A 22,879-nucleotide genomic window follows, 5' to 3' on the forward strand; every position below is an offset into this window, starting at 1 on the left:
GCCCTACGACCAGTCGTGCCCGGGGTTGCGGCACAGGCAGAACGGGTGGCCGACCGGGTCGGTGTACACCTGCCACCCGTAGCCCTGCTCGTTGATGAAGTCCTTCCGGTGCACCGCCCCGAGCGCCTCGATGCGCTCGCGCTCGGGCGCGAACTCGTCCACCTCGAAGTCCAGGTGGAACTGCTTCGGGTGCTCGTCCCCGGGCCAGCTCGGCGCCTGGAACTCGTCCACCTTGTAGAACGCGAGGTCGACCTGGCCGAAGCTGATGCCCGTCCAGTACTCGTGGCCCCCGGGCGCAATCTCGCGGCCGGTCACCGCGGCGTAGAACTCGGCGAGCGCCCTCGGGTCGGGGCAGTCGATGATGAAGTCGGTGAACTTGAGCATCCGGAGATCCTATTCGGCGAGGTGCTTGGGCTTGCGGGCCGCGGGGGAGCAGATCGCCGCCACCGCGACGAGGACGAGGACGACGAGGAAGGCGTTGCGCAGGCCCACCTCCTCGCCGAGGAGGCCGATGAGCGGCGGGCCGACGAGGAAGGCCATGTAGCCGATGGTGGCGACGGCGGCGACGTTGGCGGTGGCCTTGCGGGGGTCGTCGGCGGCGGCGGACATGCCCACGGGGAAGCCGAGGGAGGCGCCCACGCCCCACAGGACCGCGCCCGCGATGGCGATCGGGGCGGTGGGGCCGATGATGACCAGGAGCAGCCCGGCGAGCGCCAGGAGCGCGGACCCGGCGAGGACCGGGACGCGCCCGAACTTGTCGAGGGCCGCGCCGCCGAAGAACCGGCCCGCCGTCATGGCGGTGACGAACACGGCGAAGACCGCGGCGCCGCCGGGGTTGGTCAGGCCGTAGCCGTCGACCATCGCGAGGCCGAGCCAGTCGTTCGCGGTGCCCTCGGTGAAGGCCATGCCGAGGATGATGAAGCCGATGAGGATGATCCGCGGGTCCGTCCACGCGGACAGGCGGGTCCGCCAGCCCGCGGGCTCGCCCTCGGTCTCGTGCGGCTCCTCGGCTGGCTGGAGGTAGCGGACCACCCACAGGTCCACGGCGATGACGATCGCGCCGACGACCCCGAGGTGGGCGGCGACGGGGACGCCGAGCTGCTCGGTGAGCGCGCCGACCCCGGCGCCGAGCATGGTGCCGACGCTGAACCCGGCGTGGAACATCGGCATCAGGGTCTTGCCGATGCGCCGCTCGTTGGCGGCCCCGGCGACGTTCATCGCCACGTCGAGCACCGAGTTGCCCGCGCCCGCGACCATGAGCGCGAAGAACAGGAGCCAGAAGCCGGGGACGAACCCGGCGATGAGCCCGGCGGCGATGAGGCCGACCGCGGCGGTCGCGAGGAACCAGCGGATCGCCTTGTTCACGCCGATGTGGGTGATGACGTGGCTGGAGGCGACCAGACCGAGGATCGCGCCGCCGGACATGCCGAGGATGAGGAAGCCCATCTCCTGCGTGGAGGCGCCGAGGATGTCGCGGATGTTCGGCACCCGGGCCGCCCAGTTCGCGAACACGAAGCCCGAGAGGGCGAAGATCGTGAACACGGCGTTGCGCCAGTGGGCCAGCACCGGGTCGGTGCGCCCGGGGCGCTCGCGCAGGGTGGAGTCGGTCACGGCGATCCAATCCGGTCGTGGGCACAGGGGGTGCCCGCGGCGGAGCACCGCACCAGCTTGCATCCGATCGGCCCGATCGACAAACCATTTCGACAGGTGAACGCCGGTGGATCGCTAAAGCACGGCGGAACCCGAGGTCACGCTAGGCTTGCCCGCATGGACGAAGGGCTCTCGATCGGCGAGGTCGCCGAGGCGACCGGCCTGAGCGTGCACGCGCTCCGGTACTTCGAGCGCGAGGGCCTGTTCCTGCGCGACATCCCGCGCTCGGGCGGCGGCCGCCGGGTCTTCGCCGCCGCGGACGTGGAGTGGCTGACACTGCTGAACCGGTTGCGGGACTCCGGGATGCCGATCGCGGGCATCCGCGGGTTCGCCGCGCTCGTGGGCGCCGGGCCCGGCAACGAGGTGGAGCGGCTGAAGCTCCTCAAGCAGCACGAGGACGACGTGCGGGCGAAGATCGCCGAGCTGGAAGCCTGCCTGGAAGTGGTGCATCACAAGGTCGTCGTCTACGAGCGGCACGTCGAGGAGGGGACCGCGAAGGGCCTGTGGTCCCCGGGTCAGGGCACCGACTGCTGAGGGGTCAGGGCGCGGCCCGGTAGGGCACCGGGCCGTCGAGGCGCCAGTGGACCTGGTCGGTGGCCCCCGTCGCCGAGAGCAGGCGCAGGCCGTCCTCCTTCCACCACAGCCACCCGGCGATCCCGGTGACGGGCAGGCTGAGCAGGAACGCGATGAGCACCGCCTTGCCCAGCGGATCGGCCAGCGGCAGGTAGACGAGGGATCCGAACACCACGGTCGCGGCCATGAGCGCGAGCCCCGCCAGCGCCACCGCCAAGTGCCGCTTGCGGACCCGCTTCGTCTCCGCGACGCTGCGCACGCGCAGCAGCAGCTCCTCCCCGCAGGTGCCGCAGTGGATCTCGGCGACGTCCTCGCCCGCGGCCGGGCGCCGGCAGTGGACCGGCTGGGCCGCGAAGCGCTTGGTCTCGCGCGAGTAGACGATCACGGTGAAGAAGCTGGTGTCGACCAGGTGCCCCAGGGCGATCCCGGACTGTTCGTGCAGCTCGCGCATGTCGTGCTCCTCCCGTTGGCCGACACTGTAGTCCGGGTCCGCCCGGACCGGTCCCGAGCGTCCGGAATTCGCCTCCATTGAGGTCTATCGGAAAGCCTTCGCCGCTGCCATACTCACTGATGTCGATACTTGCTGGTATCGATACCAACGGGACGGAGGACGGTCTTGAGAAGACTTCCGATCGCTTGCGCCGCAGCGATATTCGTCAGTTTGCTGGTCATCCAGCCCGCCCAGGCCGCCCCACCGGCCGACGCACCCCCAGAGGAGGCCGCCGCCGAGCTCCAGCAGCAGGGCGTGGCCGAGCCGCAGCCGTGGGACCAGGCCGCGTTCGACGCGTTCACCGACCCCGGGGACGCGGACTTCGCACCGGACGACGGCTTCGCCGCCGCGCTGGCGCCCGGCAACAGCCCGGTCCGCCAGGCGATCACCGCCGAGTCGCTCGACGCCGAGCCGTTCGCGATGGAGGACGCCGCGACCGCCGCGGCCGACGACTGCGCCTCCTCTTACAACTACAACTTCCACGACTACGAGTGCCAGGCCTTCGCCGGGGACTTCGTGTTCCTTTACGACGTCAAGGACAGCCCCGGCGACACGCGCGGCGTCCCGGCCGACGCGGGCGCCAACGGCCGCCCCTACGCGGTCGTGGACATGATCAACGCGATCGACGAGGCCCAGTCCGCCTACCGCGACATGGGCTACGACGTGGACCCCGGCTCCGGGCCGTGGGCGGTCGTCGTGGGCCTCAACGACACCCAGGAGGGGTGGTTCAACGGCGGGGCGTTCACGCTCCCGTTCGGGGCGAACAGCCAGCCGATGATCATCCTGCCCTCCGACCCGGGCCTGAACGACGACGACAACTACGACTACCTGCCGCGGCACGAGTTCTTCCACGTCGTGCAGTACCAGTACTGGGACGACACCGGCGACATCGGCTGGGCGTACGTGCGGGACTGGATGGGCGGCAGCGACTTCAAGACCATGAACTGGTGGATGGAGTCCACGGCCGAGTGGGCCGCGCTCATGTCCTACCGGCTCCAGCCGTACGACCCGCGCAACCCGACCGCCGCGATGATGTACGCCCGGGCGCTCCCGGAGTTCCTCGGCGACCCCGGCCGGGCCCTCAACGCCGCGGAGGCCCTGGGGAGCTCGCGGCAGTACAGCACGTTCCTCCTGGCGTTCTACCTGAACGAGCAGACCGGGAGCACCGCGGCGGTCCGCAAGACCTGGGAGCACATCCGCGACCACGACTCGACGCCGATCACCGCGATCAAGGCCGTGCTCACCGGGTACGGCCTCGACATCCCCTCGACGCTCTTGGGCTTCTCGGTCGCCAACTACCGGCTCGCCGCCGAGCAGGGCGGCGCCCCGCCGAACCCCATGGCCGGGTACGGGTACGACGACGAGGAGCGGGACCTGTGGCGGTCCTACCTCGCGGGCGACTCCCGCACCGACGACCACCTGCTCGGCGACTACCGGCCGAACCGCACCACGCGGGCCGTCCCGATGGGCACGCAGGAGACGTACACGGCCGAGATGGAGCCGGGCGGGTCGGCGTACTTCGACTTCGCGGCGGTCCAGAACTCCGGCGACCCCACCTCCGACTACCGGTCCCGCCTCACCATCTCCACCGAGGACCGGGACGACCTGGAGTACGTGGCGATGGTCTGGTCGGCCAAGGGCAGCCCGGGGAGCCTCTCCGAGTACCCCACGGCCGCAAGGGCGGTCTACCCCGACACGAGCAACGTCATCACCGTCTCGGACTTCGCGTACCCGATGGTCGTCACGCTCGTCGCCACCCGCACCGACCTGAACACGAACTCCGTCGAGGCCGACGGCGACGGCCGCGAGTACCGCTTCCGCACCAGGGCCCTGGTGCCGCTCGACCACCCGTCGTGCACGCTCTCGAACCTGAACGTCTCGAACCTCCAGGACGACGGGGTCGCGCCCGAGCAGCAGTTCCTCGACTACGCCGCGACCACCCCGAACGGCTGGACCGGCGGCGACTCGACCTACTCGGTGCGCCTGCCCGACGGGGACCTGCTGTGGCTGTTCTCCGACACGTTCCTGGGGCCGCTCAACAGCGACGGCACCAGACCGGTCTCCGCGCCGCTCATCAACTCCACGTTCGTCAGGCAGGACGGGAGCGGCCTGAGCACCATCCAGGGCGGCACGGCCGCGAACCCGGAGGCGATCATGCCGCCCCCGGAGGCCAACCACTGGTACTGGCTCGGCGACGGGATGATCTCCCGCCAGAACGGGACCGACTACCTGCAGGTGGTCTTCCAGGAGTACCTGCGGTTCGGGACCGGCGACTGGGACTGGCGGTTCGACCAGAACGTCGTCGCCACGTTCTCCCTCTCGAACCTGAAGGACCCCCTGCGGGTCGAGGCCCTGCCCTCCCAGGCGGGGGCGTGGGGCTCGGCGCTGCTCCCGGCCAGCCAGTCCGGGGACGGCTACACGTACATCTACGGGATCGCCGACGCGCCCACGAACAAGAAGCAGCGGATCGCCCGCGTCCACGGCTCCGACCTGGGCGCGACCGCGAAGTGGCAGTACTGGACCGCCGACGGGTGGACCGCGTACGAGTCGGACACGGGCATCGGCCTGAACGGCATCGCCAACGAGTACTCGGTGACCAAGTGGAACAACCAGTACGTGCTGGTCACCCAGGACTCGACGCTCGCGTTCAACAACCAGGTGTACGCGTACACGTCCTGCTCCCCGGCGGGGCCGTTCACCAACCAGAGCCTCGTCTACTCGATGCCGGAGACCGGCCTGTTCGGCTCCTACGGCGACGAGCGGATCTTCGCGTACAACGCGCACCTGCATCCGACGATCAGCTCCGGCAACCGGTTCGTCATGTCCTACAACGTGAACACCTTCGACAGCCGCATGACCGCGGAGGGCTCCCACTACCAGGACCCGAGCATCTACAAACCGAGGTTCATCAGCTTCACCCTGAGTTAGCCGCCGGGGCCCGCCCCCGGGCGGGCCCCCTTCACGCCCCACGCCTGGAACAGCACCGCGGTCGTCCCCACCGGCACCATCCGCACGCTCTCGCGGCGCCGCGCGAGCCACCGGGCCGCGTCCCCCAGGTGCGGCATGACCCCGCGCAGCGTCAGCTCCACACCGTGTTCTGCGCACTCGCGCACCAGCTCCCGCCGGTCCACCAGCAGCGCCGGGTCGTGGACGCCGCGCGTTGCGATCCGCGGAATCCGCTCCGCCACACCGATCGCCAGGAACCGGCACAGCGCCGTCGCCGCGAGCGTGTCGACCACGAGCAGCCCGCCCGGCTTCAGCAGCCGGCACGCCTCCGCGACCACCGCCGCCAGGTCCGGGACGTGCTCCAGGATCTCCCCGGCCACCACCACGTCCGCGCACGCATCGGGCAGCGGCACCGCCGCCACGTCCCCGCGCACCGCCAGCACCCCGTGCCCCGCCGCGAGCGCGAGCGACTCGCGCGAGAGGTCCACGCCCACATGCACGTACCCGTCCACGTGCGGCGCCAGCAGCCCCGCCCCGCACCCCAGGTCCACCAGCACCGCGCCCGGCCTCCCCGCCGGGACCAGCGCCCCGCGGGCCGCCGCGAGCCAGTGCAGCACCGCGAACACGCCCCGCGGCCGCCACCACTCCCCGGCCAGGTCGTCGTAGAGCGCCGGGTCGTTCGGAGTTCGGGTCTGGCGTGGCATACCGCCAGGGTGGCACACTGATCCGATGACTACGGCCGCGGCGATGCTCCGAGCGCTCGTCCTTGCGTCCCATCCGCTCCCGGCCCTCGCGGTCACCCTCGTCACCGCCGGACTCGCGGCCTCCGCGGGCCGGTCCGTCCCCGGGATCATCGCGATCGCGTTCGCGATCCTCCTCGGCCAGCTGTCCGTCGGCTGGCTCAACGACCTCGTGGACGCCCCCCGCGACGCCCAGGCCGAACGCGCCGGGAAGCCCCTCGCCTCCGGAGAGCTCCACCCCGCCATCGCCTCCGCCGCGATCGCCCTCGCCGCACCCGCCGCGGTCCTGCTCACCCTCGTCTCCGGCGTCCCCGCGGCCCTCGCCCACCTCGCCGCGCTTGCCTCCGCGTGGGCCTACGACCTCGGCGTCAAGTCCACGGCGTTCTCCGTGGTGCCCTTCGCGTTCTCCTTCGGGATGCTCCCGGCGATCGTCTCCCTCGGCCAGCCCGGCGCCCCCTGGCCGCCCCTGTGGCTCATGGGCGCCGCCGCGGCCCTCGGCTGCGCCGCGCACTTCGTGAACGTCCTGCCCGACCTCGCCGACGACGCCGCCACCGGCGTGCGCGGCCTCCCGCATCGCCTGGGCCCCTTGCCGACACAGCTCCTCGCCGCAGCGCTCGTCCTCGCCGCCTCCGCGCTCCTCGCGTTCGGCCCGCCCAGCCCGCCCTCGGCTGTGGCCCTGGCCGCAGTCCCCTTCGCCGCGCTCGTCCTCGCCGCCGGACTCGCCCTCGGCCGCAAGCCGGGCTCGCGGGCCGCGTTCCGCGCCGTGCTCCTCGTTGCCCTTGTCGACGTCGTCCTGCTCCTCCATACTGGGGTCCCTTCGGCCTGAGGAGTGAGCGCATTGCCAGCACCGACCGAGTCCAGGGGCGGCGAGGCGCTCGCTCTGGCGCGCGAGCTCGCCCCGCGGTTCGCCGACCGGGCCGCGGCCCACGACGAGCGGGGCCGCTTCCCCGAGGCGGACTTCGCGGAGCTGCGGGAGGCGGGCCTGACCGGGCTCATGGTCCCCGCGCGGCTCGGCGGGTTCGGCGCCACGTTCGCCGAGTACGCGGCGGTCGCCGCGGCGCTGGCGCGCGGCGCGGGCTCGACGGCGCTCATCTTCAACATGCACGCCTCGGTGACCGGCGCGCTCGCGCAGACCCCCGAGCACCTGGTCCGCGCCCTCGGCGCCCCCGAGTCGTTCTTCGCCGCAAGGGACAAGGCCCTCGCCGCCGCCGCGGGCGGCGCCCTCTACGGGGTCGCGATGAGCGAGCGCGGCGGCGGCTCGCGCCTCTCCAAGACCACCACCGCGTACCGGCGCAGCGAGAAGGGCTACCGGATCACCGGCGCGAAGGCGTTCGTGTCCGGCGCCGGGCACGCCGACGCCTACCTGGTGACCGCCCGTGACGCCGAGGCCGAGGAGCCCCTCGTGTCGCACTTCCTCGTGCCCGCCGGGGACGGCATCCGCGTCGAGGAGACCTGGGACTCGCTCGGCATGCGCGCCACGGGAAGCCACGACGTCCACTTCGACGTCGAGGTCGACGCGGACGCGCTGCTCGGCGGCGTCGAGGGCCTCGCCCTGCTCCTGGCCGAAGCGATGCCGCAGTGGCTCGTCGCCTCCTACGCCGCGGTCTACACCGGGGTCGCCCACGCCGCCGTGGACGCCGCCGCCGCGCACATCAGGGGCCGCGGCCTCGACGCGCTCGCGCCCGTGCGCTCCCGCATCGGCCGCGCCGACGCCGCCGTCGCGGCAGCGGAACTCGTGGTCGCCGAGGCCGCCCGGCGCATCGACGCCGCACCGGGGGAGGAGGACACCAACCGGTGGGTGTGGCGCGCGAAGCTCACCGCCGGGGACACCGCGTTCCAGGTCGCCTCCTCGCTCCTGGAAGCCGCGGGGACCTCCGCGTCCCGGCGCGGGCACCCGCTCGAACGGCTCTACCGGGACGCCCGCTGCGGCGCCCTCCAACCGGCCACTTCGGACGTGTGCGCCGACTGGCTCGGCGCCGCGGCCCTCGGCTCGGACCCCGACCACGACACCGCGGTCCCGCGGTGGTGACCGCCCGGACCGCCGGGATCGGCACCGCCCTGCCGCCGCAGTTCGAGCAGCAATGGCTGTGGGACAACGTGTTCCGGAGCCACTTCAATGGGAGCCGCGTCGCCGCGCGCATGTTCGACACCGCCGGGGTCTCCCGCCGCCACTCCGCTACGCCGCCCTACGAGCTCGCCGACGCCGCCGGGTGGTCCACCGAGGAGCGGATGCGCCGCTACGCCGAACGCGCGCCCGCGCTCGGCCTGCGCGCCGTCCGCCGGGCCCTCGCCGCCTCCGGCACCGACCCCGACGAGATCGGGCTCCTCGCCGTCGCCACCTGCACCGGGTACGGCACGCCCGGCACCGACATCGACCTCGCCGGGGCCCTGCCGCTGCGCGCCGACGCCCGGCGGCTCCTGGTGGGCCACATGGGATGCCACGCCGCGATCCCCGCGCTCGGCGCCGTCGCCGACTACACCGCCGCCCACGACCGGCCCGCCGTCCTCCTCTGTGTCGAGCTCACCTCGCTGCACGTGCAGCCCGCGACCCGCGACATCGACCAGGCCGTGGTCCACGCCCTGTTCAGCGACGCCGCCGCCGCGATCGTGGTGCGCCCCGGCGACGGGCCGGGCCTGCGCGTGGTCGACGTGGCCGCCCGCACCGACACCGTGCGCCGCGGCCACATGACCTGGCGCGTCACCGACCTCGGCTTCCGCATGGGCCTCTCGCCGGAGGTCCCCGAGGCCCTGAGCGAGCACGTCGGCCCGCTCGTGAAGGACCTCCTCGCCCGCCACGGCCTCGACCGCTCCGAGGTCGCCGCGTGGGCCGTCCACCCCGGCGGGCCGCGCGTCCTCGACGCCGTCGCCGCCGGGCTCGACCTCGCCCCCACGGCCCTCGACCCGTCCAGGAAGGTCCTCGCCGAGCACGGCAACTGCTCCTCGGCGACAGTCCTCCTGGTCCTGGACGAGATCCTCAAGGCCGGAGCGGACGGCCCGATCGTCATGCTCGCCTTCGGCCCCGGCCTCACCCTCTACGCGGCACTGCTCGCCTGAAAACCGCTGTGAGCCCGCCGGGGGCCCGTGGTAGGTTCGGCGCCATGTCCTCACCCGAAGCGTCCAGACCCGGGCCGCCGCACCGCCGGCGGCCCTGACGCCCGTGTGAGTCCCCAGCCCCGCCCTCCGAGCGGGGCCGCCTCTCCGCGCGCCCAGTGGCCGCGGCGGTCCACCGCCGACCGTCCGCCGCTTCCGGAGAGACACACACTCATGCCGTTCGTCCTGTACGCCCTTGCCGTCGCCGTGTTCGCGCAAGGCTCCTCCGAGTTCATGCTCGCCGGGCTCCTGCCCGACATCGCCGCCGAACTCCACATCACCGTCGCCCGCGCCGGGCTGCTGACCTCAGCGTTCGCCGCGGGCATGGTCCTCGGCGCGCCGCTCATGGCCGCGGCCGGGCGCCGCTGGCCCCCGCGCGCCTCGCTCGCGGCGTTCCTCGCCCTGTTCATCGCCGCCCACATCGCCGGAGCCCTCACCGACTCCTTCGCGGTCCTCCTCGCCACCCGCGCCGTCGCGGCCCTCGCGAACGCGGGCTTCCTCGCCGTCGCCCTCGCCACCGTCGCGCTCCTCGTCCCCGCCACCAGGCGCGCCCGGGCCCTCTCGATCCTCCTGGGCGGCACCACGCTCGCCCTGGTCGCCGGGGTCCCCGCGGGCGCCCTCCTCGGCGAGGCCCTCGGCTGGCGCGCCACCCTGTGGGCCGTCGCGGCCCTCGCCGCGCCCGCGCTCGCCGCCGTCGCGCTGGCCGTCCCCGACCGGCCCGCCGCCACCGAACCGGTCGGCCTCCGCACCGAACTCGCGGTCCTCAAGCGCCCCGACGTGATCCACGTCCTGGCGCTCGGCGTCCTCGTCAACGGTGCGACCTTCGGCGCCTACACCTACCTGGGGACGCTCGCCGCGGGCCGTGTCCCGGTCGTGCTGGCGCTGTTCGGGATCGGCGCGTTCCTCGGCGTCCTCGCCTCCGGGCGCCTCGCCGACCGGCGCTGGCGGGCCCTCCTCGCCTGGGGCGGGCCGCTGCTCCTGGCCGGGTGGCTCGCGCTCGCGCTGCTCCCGGCCGCGCTCCTGCCGCTCGCGTTCGTCCTCGGCGCGCTGAGCTTTAGCGTGGGCAGCACGCTCATCGGACGCATCATGGCCGCCGCGCAGGACGCGCCCACCATGGGCGGGTCCTACGCGACGGCCGCACTGAACGTCGGCGCGATGCTCGGCCCGGTCCTCGCCGGGCTCTGCTACGACGCGGTCGGGCCGACGGGCCCGGCGCTCGCGGCCGCCGGGCTCGTCGCCGTCGCGATCACCGTGCGAGCACTCCGGCGCTGACCGGCCGCGGCGCGCGGACCGGCACCGCGCGCCGCACCGCCAGCCATCCGGCGACCGCGAGGTACGCCAGCAGCACGGCCGTCCCGGCCCAGCCCGGCAGCGGGTAGAACCCCGCCGACGGCACGTAGTACCCGGTCACCTGCGGGTACTCGACCACGGCCTGCTTGAGCGCGAACACCGCCGCCGGAGTCGTGCGCAGCAGCCACTCCGACACCGCGTCGGGCAGCAGCGGCACCGTGCCGACCGCCAGCGGCACCGCGATGAGGACCACCGCCACCACCGTGGCCGTCCACTTGCGGCGCAGCCACGCCCCGATCGCGAACGCCAGCACCGCACTCAACCCGAGCGCCGCCCCCGCCCCGACCGCGATCCGCACCGCGTCCCACACCGGGAGCGGCTCGACCGGCACCCCGTTGCCGTCGAGCACCGCGGTCCCCGCGCCGATCGCGACCCCGGCCGCGACCAGGCCCACCAGGAACACGGCCGTCCCGAGGACGCCCGCGCGGGCCGCGAGGTCCTTGCGCTCCAGCGGCTCCCGCGACGCCCCGAGCCGGGCCGCCGCCACCACGAGCACCGCGAGCGCGAGCGGCAGGCCCATGAGCAGCCGGTCCACCGTGGCGATCCCCTCGACCCCCGAGGGCCCGATGTCGCCGGTGCCGCTCAGCGTCCATGTCCCGCCGTCCTCGACGCCGCCCGAGGCGGTGTGGAACCTCTCCCAGTCGGTGCCGTTCATCTCTCCGACCGCGTCGCTCGCCCACTCGCCCTGGCCGCCTTCGACCTCGATGTCGTCGAACACCCCGACCGCCTGGGTGAACCGGGCCTCCGGCATCCCCGCGCCCCACGCGGTCTCGCGCACGGTCAAGTCCCCAGGGGAGGTCGCGAACATCCCGGCCTCGACGGTCTCGGGGAGCCCGTCGACCACCGCGGTCCCGACCTCCTCCCACGCCTGTCCGTCCATGGAGGTCGAGGCGGTGATCCGGTCGCCGTCCCGGTCGAGGCGCAGCCACACCGGCGTGCCCGGCTCCACCGCGGGCCCGGCGACGTCCTCGGTGTACCCGTACTGGAACCGCACCCCGTGCTCCCCGGTGAGCATGAGCGCGGCGTAATCGGAGCCCTGGCCGAGCCCGTCCTTGAGGATGATCCCGGTCTTCGCCCACGGGACCAGGCCCGGGACGATCTCGTCGTGGTCCGGCGGCGGGTAGGTGATCGTGCCGGTCATGTCGGCCAGCCGCACGGTGACCGACCCGTCCGGGCCGAGCCCCTGGTGGACGAACCAGAACCGGTCGCTCACGGCCGCACCGTCACTGGAGGCGGGCGTCTGCGGACAGGGCCCCTCGCACGAGGACCGGCTCCCCGCGGCCGTGAGCAGGGCGAGTCCGATGAGGACCGCCCCGGCGGCGGCGAGGGCGACGAGCCGCGCGGGGCGGCGCAGCGCCCTCATGGCCCGCGGGCAGTGCCTGACGGTGCGGCCGAGGGCCGCGCACGTTGCGTGCAGTTGCTTCTTCATGCCGGGAGTTCTACGCGCCAGTCGATGACACGGGCCGCAGCGAACCCGTTAGGCCCCTGTTATCCCGGCGCGGGCATCCTTGGACGCATGGTGAAGACGAGGACGCGGTTCACGGTCCTGTACGGCGCTGCATTCCTCCTGTGCGGCGCCGCGCTGCTCATCCTCGTGTTCGCGCTCGCCGGAGGCGACCTCTCCGACACGCAGCCGCTGCCCGGCCAGGGGACCGCGAGCCCCGACGAGCAGATCGCCGCCCTCCAGCGGCGGCTCGCCGAACTCGACGACCTCCACTCCCGGCAGATCCTCACCGCGTGCCTGAGCGCCTTCGCGCTCATGCTCGTCGTCTCGCTCCTCGTGGGCCGCGTCCTCGCCAAGCGGGTCCTGCGGCCCCTGCGGCGCATCACGGCCGTCACCCGCGAGATCACCGCCGAGCACCTGGACCGCCGCCTCGCCCTGCCCGGCCCGCGCGACGAGGTCACCGACCTCGCCGACACCGTGGACGACCTCCTCGGGCGCCTCGAAGCGTCGTTCGCCGCGCAGCGCCGCTTCGCCGCCGACGCCTCCCACGAGCTGCGCACCCCGCTCGCGACCGTGCGCGCCACCGTGGACGTCGCCGCCGCGAAACCTGCCGCCCCCACCGCGGTCACCGCGCTCGCCGAGCGCCTGCGACCCCAGCTCGACCAGGTGGACCGGCTCCTCGACGGCCTCCTGGCCCTCGCCCGGTCCCAGCACGGCGCCGTCGCCGCCGACGGCACCGCGGACCTCGCCGCGACCGCCGCCGCCGCGCTCGACGCCCGCGCCGACGACATCGCCGCCAAGCACCTCGCGGTCACCACCACCACTGCACCCGGCACCCGCGTCCGCGGCGACACCGCGCTCCTCAACCGCATGGCCCGCAACCTCATCGACAACGCCGTCGACCACAACCGGAACGGCGGCACCATCACCGTCACCACCGGGCCCGCCGGCACGGCGGTCCGCCTCACCGTCCACTCCTCCGGCCCCGTCCTCGACCAGGCCGCCGTCGACGGCCTCGCCCGGCCCTTCCACCGCCTCGGCGCCGACCGCACCGGCTCCGACCGCGGCTCGGGCCTCGGCCTCGCGATCGTCCACGCCGTCGCCGCCGCCCACGGCGGCACCCTCACCCTCACCGCCGCACCGGAAGGCGGCCTCACCGCCACCGTGGAGATCCCGGCCGAGGCCGCCGCATGAGGGTCCTCGTCGTCGAAGACGCCCGCGCCCTCGCCGAAGTCGTCGCCGAAGGGCTGCGCGACAACGGGATGGCCGTGGACCTCGCGTTCGACGGCCTCGCCGCCGCCGAGAAGCTCGGCCACACCGCCTACGACGTGCTCGTCCTCGACCGCGACCTCCCCGGCCTGCACGGCGACGCGGTCTGCCGCCTCGTCGCCGACCGCGAGGACCGGCCCATGATCCTCATGCTCACCGCCGCGGGCGCCCCCGACGACCGCGTCTCCGGCCTGGTCCTCGGCGCCGACGACTACCTGCCGAAGCCGTTCCACTTCCCCGAGCTGGTGCTCCGCGTCCAGGCGCTGGCGCGCCGCCGCCCCGACGCGCGCCCGCGCACGCTCCGCGCCGCCGGGATCGAACTGGACCCGGTGCGCCGCACCGCGGTCCGCGACGGCCGGGTCCTGTCCCTGTCGGTGAAGGAGTTCGCGGTCCTGGAGGCGCTCATGCACGCCAGCCCCGGGTACCTGTCCGCCGAGCGGCTCCTCGAACGGGTCTGGGACGAGCACGCCGACCCGTTCACGAACACCGTCGCCGTCACCGTGGGCCGCCTGCGCCGCAAGCTCGGCGGGCCCGCGGTCATCGGCACGACCCCGGGCGTGGGCTACCGGCTGGGGTGACGGGCCCCGCGGTGCCGCGCCCGCACGCTCATCTTGCGGGCCAGGAGCGACGCCGACGCGGCGATCACGGTGAAGTTGAACGCCATCTGCACGACGAGCAGGCCCCGCGCAACCTGCCCTTCTGCGTGGACGTCGCCGAACCCCACGGTGAGAAGCGTGCTCAGCGCGAAGTACAGGGCGTCGATGCGCGTCTCCAGACCCGCGAACTCGCCGGGCCGGTGGACCGCGACCGCGAAGTCGGTGAGCGCGAACAGCAGCACCCCGCCGAGGATCGCCACGAGCAGCCCGCCGAGCGGCGCGTCCGGGTCGCGGATCTGCCGCACCGCCTCCCAGCGGGCGACCAGCGCGAGCGTCACCAGCATCGCCGCAGTCACCGTCCACCGCATGAGGAGCACGCCGACGGCGGCGTCCGCGTCGACCGGCACCACGAAGTACGCGACGGCGAGCGCGGCGCACACGAGCGTGTACCGCAGCGGGGACGGGAGCCGCTTCACGCCGCCGCCTCCGCCCGCTGAGGCCGGTCGAGGACCCGGCCGGTCACGAAGGCGACGACGACCGCGATCAGCACCACCGGGGCCATCGCCGTCGCGTCGGAACCGAGGAGCAGCGTCACCAGGATCGCCGCCGACACCGGCAATGGCAGGACCGCGACCGTGGCCGCCGCCATGCCCGCCGCCAGCGCCGGGACCGCCCCGAATCCGGGGAGGGCGCTGAGCAGGACGCCCGCGGCCGCGCCGAGGAACAGGCCCGGGAAGATCGGGCCGCCGCGCAGCGCCGCCAGCGACACCGCGTACGCGATGCCCTTGAACGCGAGGATCGCGACGAGCACGCCGATCCCGAGCCCCTCCGGGTCGGCCGTCAGCTCCCCGAGGGAGTCCTGGCCCGACAGGAGCACGTCGACGGGGGAGCGGCCCGTGATGAGCGAGTACGCGCCCGCGCACACCGCGGTGACCGCGACGGCGGTGAGCGCCATGGACATCGGGCGCCGCTGCGCGAGCGGCGCGAGGCGCCGCGCGAGTGCGTGGACCTCCCGGACGCCCGCGGCGATGAGGACCGCCGCCGGGACGGTCCACAGTAGGTCGGTGACGTGCAGGCCCGCGGACGGCAGGCCCGGCAGCTCCAGCGAGGACACCGGCAGGCCCGTCCACGACCCGAGGCCGGTGAAGATCAGTGCGCCCACGCCCGCCGACAGCAGGCACGGCAGCAGCAGCCGCGTCAGCTTCGGCCCCGCGAACCCGGCGGCCTCCAGGATGAACACGGCCGCGACGAGGGGGCTCCCGAAGATCACCGCGACCGCCGCGGCTGAACCGGAGGTGCCGACGACCGCCTCCGCGGGCGTGCCCTGCGTGCGGCGCGCGAGCATGAGCGCGGTCGCCGCGCCGACGGCCATGAGCGGCGCCTCCGGGCCGAGGACCACGCCCAGCGGCAGGCCGCCGACCGCGGCGAGGAGCACGCCGGGCAGGTACGAGGGCCGCACGGGTTCGGCGGAGAGCCCGTCGATCGGCAGGTGCCCGGCCCCGCCGGGAGTCCACTTGATCGCCGCGCCCGTGAGCACGCCGCCCAGCAGCAGCCACGGGACCGGCCACCACCACGGCACCGGGTCGAGCCCGAAGTCCGCGGGGAGGTCCTCCCACACCAGGGACGTGAGGCGGTGCAGGAGCGCGAGGAACGCGAAAGCCACCGCCGACACCGGGACCCCGACGAGCCCCGCGAGCAGCAGCAGCCTCAGGTACGCGCGGGTGTGCGCCGGCTGCTCCGGCCGCCCGGTCTCCGAATCCGCCTCGCCCACTGCGCCCCCTTGTCACAGTGGATCTTCCACCGCGCGGGGACCCGGCACCGGGCGTTCGGCGCAAACGCCTCGGTCAGCGCGCCCCGGCCGGGCGCAGCGCCGCCATCGTCCGGTCCAGGCACGGCGCGAACTCGTCCGGGTCGCAGCTGGGGAACGCCGCCGCGTGCAGGCACGCGAACGCCCCGCCGACCATGGCCCGCAGCACCACCGGGTCCGCGTCGTCCCCGACCCGCTTCGTCAGCGCGTCCGTGAGCATCCGCTGGAGCAGCTCCAGGCGGCACAGGTACGACGCGAGGAGCCGCGGGCTCCCGTCGATAATTCGCTGGATCGCGGCGTCGTGGTCGCGCGATACTGGGTCGCCGAAGCGCTCGACGACCGGGTCGAACGCACGCCGCAGCGAGTCCCACTCGGGCTCGCCCGCGGGCCGCGCCGCCAACCGGGCCGCGAGGTCCTCTCCCAGCCGCTCCAGGCTGTCGAGCACGACCTCGTCCTTCGAGGAGAAGTACCGGAAGAACGACCGCTGCGACATGCCGACGGCTGCGGCGATCTCGTCGACCGTCGTCTCCTCGAAGCCCTTGTCGACGAACAGCTCCTCGGCGGCCCGGGCGATGCGCGACTGCACGGCCCGACGTGACACTTCTCGCAGACTCCCACCGGCGCTCATGATCGGATGGTAGCAACTGCAATGATTGACAGTCACTGACACATCCGGTGCGTCAGCGCCGTCACCACAGCGCGGACCCGGCGGCACCGGTCCACAACACCCGAAGGATCCCCCCAGATGAGCGTTGACCAGCGACCCGCTGACACACCGCCGGCCGATGCACCGCAGGCCGCGCCCGCCCCCTCCGAGGGGGTCCCGGCCCAGATCAAGCTGGTGCTCGGCGTGCTCCTGGTGGCCGCGTTCGTGATGATCCTCAACGAGACCATCATGGGCGTCGCGCTCCCCGAGCTCATGGAGCAGTTCAACCTGACCGCCGCCACCGTCCAGTGGCTCACCACCGGCTTCATGCTCACCATGGCCGTGGTCATCCCCATGACCGGGCTCATCCTCCAGCGGTTCACCACGCGCACCGTCTTCATCGCCGCGATGACCCTGTTCACCGTCGGCACGATCCTCGCCGCGTCCGCACCGGTCTTCGGCGTCCTCGTCGCCGCCCGCGTCATCCAGGCCAGCGGCACCGCCGTCATGCTGCCGCTGCTCATGACCACCGTCATGACGTTCGTCCCCGCCGACCGGCGCGGGCGCACCATCGGCTTCATCACCATCGTCATCGCCGTCGCCCCCGCGGTCGGCCCGACGTTCTCCGGGTTCATCCTCGCCCAGCTCACCTGGCACTGGATGTTCCTGTCGGTCCTGCCGATCGCCGTCCTCGGCCTCGTCCTGGGCGCCCTGAAGATCCAGAACCTCGGCGAGACCCGCCCGGTGAAGTTCGACCTGCTCTCCGCGCTGCTGTCCGCGGTCGCGTTCAGCGGCCTGATCTACGGCCTCAGCTCCATCGGCGAGGCCGCGGCCGGCGCCCACACGCCGATCCCGCCGTACGCGGCCATCACCGCGGGCGCGGTCTCCCTCGCGCTGTTCGTGCTCCGGCAGCTGCGCCTCCAGCGCACCGACTCCGCACTGCTCGACCTGCGCGTGTTCCGCAGCCGCTCGTTCACCGTCGGCGTCGTCATGCTGCTGATCTCGATGGCAGCCCTGTTCGGCTCGCTGATCCTGCTGCCCATGTACCTCCAGAACGTCCTGGAGCTCACCACGTTCCAGACCGGCCTGGTGGTCCTCCCCGGCGGCCTCGCCATGGGCCTCACCGGCCCCACCGTGGGCCGCCTCTACGACAAGCTGGGCCCGCGCCCGCTCGTCATCCCCGGCTCGTTCGGCGTGTTCGGGGCCCTCGCCCTGCTGACGCTGCTCGACCAGGCGAGCCCGGTGTGGTTCGTGGTCGTCATCCACGTCCTCATGAGCCTGAGCCTGAGCCTGCTCATGACGCCGCTCATGACGTCCTCGCTGGGGTCGCTGAAGATGGAGCTGTACTCGCACGGCAGCGCCGTCCTCACCACGCTCCAGCAGGTCGCGGGCGCCGCGGGCACCGCCGTGTTCATCACGCTGATGACCACGGGCACCAAGGAGAGCCTGGAGTCGGGCGCCGGTGTCGTCGCCGCGACCGCCGACGGCATCCACACCGCGTTCCTGTGGGGCGCCGGCATGGCCGTGATCGCCGTGGCCGCGGCGTTCCTGGTCCGCAAGCCCGCCGTCGACGGCCAGGAGCCCGCGCTCGCCGCGCACTAGCTCCTGAAGACGCCACCGGGCCCGGCCGCACTGCGCGGCCGGGCCCGGTTCGTCTCGTCCTACAGGCCGTCGAGGTACGGCCGGTGGCTGTCCATGAACTCCCAGCCGTAGTACTTGTCCCAATTGATCGACCAGGTCATGAGCCCGCGCAGGTCGGGCGAGGGCCCGCCGCGGAGCGTGTACCCGCCGCAGTTCGCACCCGACGTGAGGCAGTCGAGGGCCTGGTGGACCTGCGCGGGCTGGGTGTACCCGTTCCCGGCGCTGACGGCCGCGGGGAGCCCGAACGCGATCTGGTCCTCGCGCAGACCCGGGAAGAACTGGCCGGTGTTCGCGACCTGGAACCCGGCCTTGAGCATGTCGGTCATGGCGATGTGGAAGTCCGCGCCGCCCATGTTGTGGTACTGGCCGTCGAGGCCCATGACGGGCCCGGAGTTGTAGTCCTGCACGTGGAGCACGTCGAGCTCGGCGCGGAGGGCGTGGATGACCGGCAGGTAGGAGCCGGTGCGGTTGTCGCCCGCGCTGGTGCCGCCGTAGAACTGGTGGCCGACCTGCACGAAGAACGTCTCGGGCGCCATGGAGAGCGTGAAGTCGTCCCCGTACTTCGCGGTGAGGGACTTCAGGGCCGAGATGAGGTTGACGATGACGGGCGTGGTCGGGTTGCGGAAGTCGCTGTCACCGGCGTTGAAGTACAGGGAGTGGCCTTCGAGGTCCACGTCGAGGCCGTCGAGCCCGTACTCGTCGATGATCGCGCTGACGGAGCTGACGAACGCGTCCCGTGCGGCGGTCGTGGTCAGCTGGACCTGGCCGTTCTGCCCGCCGATGGACAGCAGGACCTGCTTGCCCTCGGCCTGCTTGCGGTCGATCGCGGCGATGAACTCGGCCTTGGTCTCGACGTTCGGGCACTCGGCGGCCGGGCACAGGGAGAACCGGATGTCGCCGGAGGTGGGGGTGGTCGGCTCGCCGAACGCCAGGTTGACGACGTCCCACGCGGCGGGGACGTCGTCGAGGCGGATGTAGCCGGAGCCGTTCGCGAAGCTGGTGTGCAGGTAGCCGATGAGGGCCTTGTCGGCGAGCGTCGGGTCCGGCGTGCCCGGGTCCTCGCCGCCGTCTCCATCGCCGTCTCCGTCCCCATCGCCGTCACCGCCGCCCTCGCCGGGCGGGCCGTCGAGCACGGCGTCGTCGACCCAGAAGTCACCCTGCCCGTACCAGCCGTGCACGTACACCTCAGCGGTCGTCTGCGTCGCGCCCGTGGTGAACGCGGTCGTCAGCTGCGTGTACGCGCCGGGGGAGGAGGTCCAGGTGGACCCGCCGCCGGTGGCCCCGAGGTACACGTAGGACCCGCGCACCCACGCGCTGAACGTGTACGAGCTATTGGGCTGCACGGGGACGCTGGCGGTGCACTTCCCGATCGAGGAGGCGCCGGCGGTGGACTGGAGGGCCTTCGTCCCGGACCTGACGGGCGAGCCGACGACCTGCGCGGCGTCGCAGGTCCAGTCGGTCGACCCGGACTCGAATCCGGGGTCGGCGAGCAGGTTGGCGGCCTGTGCTGGGGAGGCCGTGAGGGCCCCGGCCAGCACCACGGCCGCGGCGGCGAGCAGGGACGCGAGCAGTCGGGGTCGTGGTATGCGCAGTGGTCTCATGTTATTGACAGTAAACCTTACTATTAATATCTGTCAATATCTCACTGGCTCAGGCGCCCTGCCCGGGGCGGTAGAGGCCCACGACGACGCCGTAGCGGGCCTCGCCCTCGGCGTCCTCCAACCCGTCCACGAGGGATTCGAGCGTCCGGCGCAGGTGCGCGGCCTGGGCCTCGGTGAGGCGCACGCCCCGCAGGGTCAGCAGCGGGTCGGCGTCGTCGGAGATGACGTCCTCGGCGACGGCCGCGAGCGCGACCTTCGTGGCCTCCCCGGCCTCGTAGTGCAGCTTGCGGAAGGCGCGCTTGAAGTACTGCTCGGTGCCGCCCCTGACCCGCCGCTCGTGGTCGAGGTTCACCAGGCCCGCCTCGCGCAGGATCTTCAAGTGGTGCCCGGCGCTGCCCTTGCTGATGCCCAGCTCCGCGGCGAGCCCGCTCAGGGTCGCGGGCCGCTGCCCGAGCGCGAAGAGCAGCCGGTGCCGGACCGGGTGCCCGAGGGCGCGGTACTGCTGCGGGGTCGAGACCGTCAGGTCGGGGGCGTTCTCGGGCGCGGCGGTGCTCTCAGGTCCATCCATGAAATCAAGTGTCCAGAATACTGGACACTTTGTCAACTCCGTGGTTCACTTCTAGCGACGACACCTTCCTGGAGGACCCCATGACCCTGATCCCGCACCTCACCGGCCTGCTCCTGGAGCACTACGTCTTCCCCGACACCGCCGCCGAACTCGCGAAGACCCTCGCCGCCGCCGACGCCGCGGGCCGCTACGACGGCGCCGGCCAGGCCCGCCTCGCCGAGCTCGTCACCGCCGACCTCCAGTCCGCCAACGGCGACCTCCACCTGCGCCTCAAGTACAGCGAGGCCCCCCTTGAGGAGACGCACGACGACGAGGAGACCCAGATGCGCCAGATGGGCGAGTGGGCCGACCTCACCTGCGGCGGCGTCGCGAACGCCACCCGCCTCCCCGGCAACGTCGGCCTCCTGAAGATCGCGCCCCTGTTCTTCCCGCCCGCCGTCGCCGGCGACCGCGTCACCGCCGCCATGCACCTCCTCGCCGCCGCCGACGCCCTCATCATCGACCTGCGCGAATGCCTCGGCGGCGACCCCGACATGGTCGCCCTCGCCCACAGCTTCCTCGTCGGCCACGAGCCCGTGCAGCTCTCCGGCATGGCCCACCGCGACCCCGCCGACTTCAAGCAGGCGTGGACGTTCCCCGTCCCCGGCCCCAGGTTCGGCCCCGACAAGCCCCTGTGGGTCCTCACCAGTGCCACCACCTTCTCCGGCGGCGAAGCCCTCGCCTTCGACCTCCAGGAGCAGGGCCGCGCCGCCGTCGTCGGCGAGACCACCCGCGGCGGCGCCCACCCCCGCCAGGGCTTCAAAGTGGACACCCACCTCGAAGCCACCATCCCCACCGCCCGCTCCGTCAGCCCCCTCACCGGCCGCAACTGGGAGGGCACCGGCGTCGTCCCCGACGTCCCGACCCCCGCCGCCGACGCGCTCACCGCCGCCCACCGCCTCGCCCTCGAAGCGGTCCTCGGACTCGGCGCCGACGGCTTCCGCGCGCAGGTCGCCGCCGAGGCCCGACAGGCCCTGGACGACCTCGGCGCCGCCTGAGAACTCAACGTGATGCATTGCGGTGCAGCCGGTCCCCGGCGAACCTGAAAGCCGGGGCCCGGGACGGCGGCGTATCGTGTGGCGCACCGAGGGGCGGCAGAAACCACCACCGCCCCGCCCATAACGGTCGCACCCCGCGCCCTCGGCGTCCCCGACCCCCGTAAGGAGACCTCACTTGCAGCGCACCACACCGATGCTCGGCGTCATCAACGTCCTCATGGAAGGCCAGCGCCGCGCCGAATCGCGCGGCAACGGCAAAGTGGACGCCCTCTTCGACAAGATGACCGCCAAGGCCCGCAAGGACTCCGGCACCACCGACCTCGTCCTCTCCGACGAGGACGCCGAGATCCTGGAGAGCCTGCGGTTCCTCCTCCACTGCTGGGCCGCCACCCCCGCCCTCTCCGGCGTCGGCTGGCGCTCCGCGAAGGACATGGTCGAGGCCCGCATCTCCAACCTGCTCACCGTCCGCCGCCTCCAGGCCCAGCACCCGCAGGTCCGCGACGAGGTCGTCGAGCGCCCCATCTTCGTCCTCGGCCTGCCCCGCACCGCCACCACCCTCACCCAGCACATCATCGCCGGGTCCGACCACGCCCGCGCGCCCTACCTGTGGGAGATGTACTACCTCGGCCTCGAACCCGACGCCGAGGAGCGCCAGCGGCGCATCCGCCAGACCCAGAAGCGCCTCGACATGACCCTCCTCATGTCCAAGACCTGGCAGCACATCCACCCCACCAACGCCGAATGGCCCGAAGAGGACTACTGGCTGAAGTTCCACGCCACGTTCCACACCACCGTCGCCCCCCTCCCCGGCTACCTCGACTGGTACCGCACCTCCTACGACCGCGACACCGACTTCCGGTTCGTGCGCGACGCCCTCCAGGTCCTCCAGGCCGGGCGCCCCCGCCAGCGCTGGGTCCTCAAGCACCCCGGGAACCTCTTCAACCTCGACTCGATCCTCCGCGTCTTCCCCGACGCGCAGATCGTCCTCACCCACCGCGACCCCAACACCGTCATGTCCTCGCTGTGCTCCATGGTGGAGAGCCTCTACAGCATCCACCTCAAGCGCGGCGCCGTCGACCCCAAGGCCATCGGCCGCCAGTGGCTCCACGAACTCGCCACCGGCATGGACCAGTGCCGCCGCGTCCGCGCCGAGAACGCCAGCCCCGGCCGCTTCATCGACGTCAAGTACCACCGCCTCACCGGCTCCCCCCACAACGCCGTCCCCGAGCTGTTCCGCCAGCTCGACCTCCCCTGGGGCCCCGACGACGAGGCCCGCCTCGACGAGCACCTCACCCGCACCGGCCAGGGCGGCGGCCGCGACGGCGTCCGCCGCCACGAGCACTCCCTCCTCGGCTACGGCCTCGACCCCACCGAGGTCGACGACGCCTTCGGCAGCGACTACATGCGCATCGCCGCGGGCTGACCGAGCCG

At 73.1% G+C, this 22,879-nt stretch carries 21 protein-coding genes; 11 read left to right on the forward strand and 10 right to left on the reverse strand.

Annotated features, from left to right (window positions below; all coding sequences use genetic code 11):
* Positions 1–3: 3 nt before the first annotated feature.
* Together AB0A65_RS15605 and AB0A65_RS15610 are read right to left on the reverse strand one after the other, a co-directional pair.
* Positions 4–384, reverse strand: a complete 381-nt coding sequence (locus AB0A65_RS15605; protein ID WP_359951759.1) for a VOC family protein — start codon at positions 382–384, stop codon at positions 4–6.
* Between the two features lie 9 nt (positions 385–393).
* Entirely contained in the window at positions 394–1,611 is a 1,218-nt protein-coding gene (locus AB0A65_RS15610) for an MFS transporter (protein ID WP_359951761.1), read from the reverse strand.
* A 156-nt stretch (positions 1,612–1,767) separates the two neighbouring features.
* On the opposite strand from AB0A65_RS15610, the gene AB0A65_RS15615 reads away from it, so the two are divergent.
* Positions 1,768–2,184 (forward strand): MerR family transcriptional regulator, encoded by a 417-nt coding sequence (locus AB0A65_RS15615; RefSeq protein ID WP_359951763.1) that lies wholly within the window; start codon positions 1,768–1,770, stop codon positions 2,182–2,184.
* 4 nt (positions 2,185–2,188) lie between these two features.
* On the opposite strand, the gene AB0A65_RS15620 is transcribed toward AB0A65_RS15615, so the two are convergent.
* Positions 2,189–2,674 carry a hypothetical protein gene (locus AB0A65_RS15620; protein WP_359951765.1) on the reverse strand — a complete coding sequence of 162 codons (486 nt, stop codon included), beginning with the start codon at positions 2,672–2,674 and terminating at the stop codon, positions 2,189–2,191.
* Between the two features lie 210 nt (positions 2,675–2,884).
* On the opposite strand from AB0A65_RS15620, the gene AB0A65_RS15625 reads away from it, so the two are divergent.
* Positions 2,885–5,641: a hypothetical protein gene (locus AB0A65_RS15625; RefSeq protein WP_359951767.1), complete on the forward strand. Its 2,757-nt coding sequence runs from the start codon at positions 2,885–2,887 to the stop codon at positions 5,639–5,641.
* On the opposite strand, the gene AB0A65_RS15630 is transcribed toward AB0A65_RS15625, so the two are convergent.
* Entirely contained in the window at positions 5,638–6,363 is a 726-nt protein-coding gene (locus AB0A65_RS15630) for a methyltransferase domain-containing protein (protein ID WP_359951769.1), read from the reverse strand. The two genes, AB0A65_RS15625 and AB0A65_RS15630, sit on opposite strands and share 4 nt — an antisense overlap.
* Before the next feature lie 25 nt (positions 6,364–6,388).
* Between AB0A65_RS15630 and AB0A65_RS15635 the strand changes: the two genes are divergently transcribed.
* The 4 genes from AB0A65_RS15635 to AB0A65_RS15650 all read left to right on the forward strand — a co-directional run bounded on the left by AB0A65_RS15635 (position 6,389) and on the right by AB0A65_RS15650 (position 10,761).
* Positions 6,389–7,225 (forward strand): UbiA family prenyltransferase, encoded by an 837-nt coding sequence (locus tag AB0A65_RS15635; protein WP_359951771.1) that lies wholly within the window; start codon positions 6,389–6,391, stop codon positions 7,223–7,225.
* 12 nt (positions 7,226–7,237) lie between these two features.
* Positions 7,238–8,428 carry an acyl-CoA dehydrogenase family protein gene (locus AB0A65_RS15640; protein WP_359951773.1) on the forward strand — a complete coding sequence of 397 codons (1,191 nt, stop codon included), beginning with the start codon at positions 7,238–7,240 and terminating at the stop codon, positions 8,426–8,428.
* Entirely contained in the window at positions 8,425–9,453 is a 1,029-nt protein-coding gene (locus AB0A65_RS15645; protein ID WP_359951775.1) for a type III polyketide synthase, read from the forward strand. Before AB0A65_RS15640 ends, AB0A65_RS15645 begins: the two co-directional genes overlap by 4 nt.
* Before the next feature lie 210 nt (positions 9,454–9,663).
* Positions 9,664–10,761: a Cmx/CmrA family chloramphenicol efflux MFS transporter gene (locus tag AB0A65_RS15650; RefSeq protein ID WP_359951777.1), complete on the forward strand. Its 1,098-nt coding sequence runs from the start codon at positions 9,664–9,666 to the stop codon at positions 10,759–10,761.
* On the opposite strand, the gene AB0A65_RS15655 is transcribed toward AB0A65_RS15650, so the two are convergent.
* Entirely contained in the window at positions 10,736–12,268 is a 1,533-nt protein-coding gene (locus AB0A65_RS15655; RefSeq protein ID WP_359951779.1) for a hypothetical protein, read from the reverse strand. The two genes, AB0A65_RS15650 and AB0A65_RS15655, sit on opposite strands and share 26 nt — an antisense overlap.
* An 87-nt stretch (positions 12,269–12,355) precedes the next feature.
* Between AB0A65_RS15655 and AB0A65_RS15660 the strand changes: the two genes are divergently transcribed.
* Together AB0A65_RS15660 and AB0A65_RS15665 are read left to right on the forward strand one after the other, a co-directional pair.
* A complete protein-coding gene (locus AB0A65_RS15660) occupies positions 12,356–13,477 on the forward strand; it encodes a HAMP domain-containing sensor histidine kinase (protein WP_359951781.1) in 1,122 nt (373 codons plus the stop codon).
* Entirely contained in the window at positions 13,474–14,130 is a 657-nt protein-coding gene (locus AB0A65_RS15665) for a response regulator transcription factor (RefSeq protein WP_359951783.1), read from the forward strand. The genes AB0A65_RS15660 and AB0A65_RS15665 overlap by 4 nt, the downstream gene beginning before the upstream one ends.
* On the opposite strand, the gene AB0A65_RS15670 is transcribed toward AB0A65_RS15665, so the two are convergent.
* The 3 genes from AB0A65_RS15670 to AB0A65_RS15680 form a co-directional block, all read right to left on the reverse strand.
* Positions 14,115–14,624: a potassium channel family protein gene (locus tag AB0A65_RS15670; protein WP_359951785.1), complete on the reverse strand. Its 510-nt coding sequence runs from the start codon at positions 14,622–14,624 to the stop codon at positions 14,115–14,117. The two genes, AB0A65_RS15665 and AB0A65_RS15670, sit on opposite strands and share 16 nt — an antisense overlap.
* Positions 14,621–15,919, reverse strand: coding sequence for a chloride channel protein (locus AB0A65_RS15675; RefSeq protein ID WP_359951787.1), 1,299 nt, complete (start codon positions 15,917–15,919; stop codon positions 14,621–14,623). The genes AB0A65_RS15670 and AB0A65_RS15675 overlap by 4 nt, the downstream gene beginning before the upstream one ends.
* Positions 15,920–15,992: 73 nt before the next feature.
* Complete coding sequence (locus AB0A65_RS15680) at positions 15,993–16,541, reverse strand: TetR family transcriptional regulator (protein ID WP_359951789.1); 549 nt, start codon at positions 16,539–16,541, stop codon at positions 15,993–15,995.
* Positions 16,542–16,700: 159 nt separating this feature from the next.
* Between AB0A65_RS15680 and AB0A65_RS15685 the strand changes: the two genes are divergently transcribed.
* Positions 16,701–18,203 carry an MDR family MFS transporter gene (locus AB0A65_RS15685; protein WP_359951791.1) on the forward strand — a complete coding sequence of 501 codons (1,503 nt, stop codon included), beginning with the start codon at positions 16,701–16,703 and terminating at the stop codon, positions 18,201–18,203.
* Between the two features lie 59 nt (positions 18,204–18,262).
* Here AB0A65_RS15685 and AB0A65_RS15690 read toward each other — a convergent pair whose 3' ends face one another.
* Both AB0A65_RS15690 and AB0A65_RS15695 read right to left on the reverse strand, forming a co-directional pair.
* Positions 18,263–19,843 carry a glycosyl hydrolase family 18 protein gene (locus AB0A65_RS15690; RefSeq protein WP_359951793.1) on the reverse strand — a complete coding sequence of 527 codons (1,581 nt, stop codon included), beginning with the start codon at positions 19,841–19,843 and terminating at the stop codon, positions 18,263–18,265.
* 49 nt (positions 19,844–19,892) lie between these two features.
* Positions 19,893–20,411 carry an ArsR family transcriptional regulator gene (locus AB0A65_RS15695; RefSeq protein WP_359951795.1) on the reverse strand — a complete coding sequence of 173 codons (519 nt, stop codon included), beginning with the start codon at positions 20,409–20,411 and terminating at the stop codon, positions 19,893–19,895.
* A gap of 80 nt (positions 20,412–20,491) precedes the next feature.
* On the opposite strand from AB0A65_RS15695, the gene AB0A65_RS15700 reads away from it, so the two are divergent.
* Both AB0A65_RS15700 and AB0A65_RS15705 read left to right on the forward strand, forming a co-directional pair.
* Positions 20,492–21,448: a S41 family peptidase gene (locus tag AB0A65_RS15700; protein WP_359951797.1), complete on the forward strand. Its 957-nt coding sequence runs from the start codon at positions 20,492–20,494 to the stop codon at positions 21,446–21,448.
* A gap of 175 nt (positions 21,449–21,623) precedes the next feature.
* On the forward strand, positions 21,624–22,871 hold the full coding sequence (locus tag AB0A65_RS15705) for a sulfotransferase (RefSeq protein ID WP_359951799.1): 1,248 nt from the start codon (positions 21,624–21,626) through the stop codon (positions 22,869–22,871).
* Positions 22,872–22,879 lie beyond the last annotated feature (8 nt).

It is taken from the genome of Glycomyces sp. NPDC047010 (assembly GCF_040644205.1).
Taxonomy (GTDB): Bacteria; Actinomycetota; Actinomycetes; order Mycobacteriales; family Micromonosporaceae; genus Glycomyces.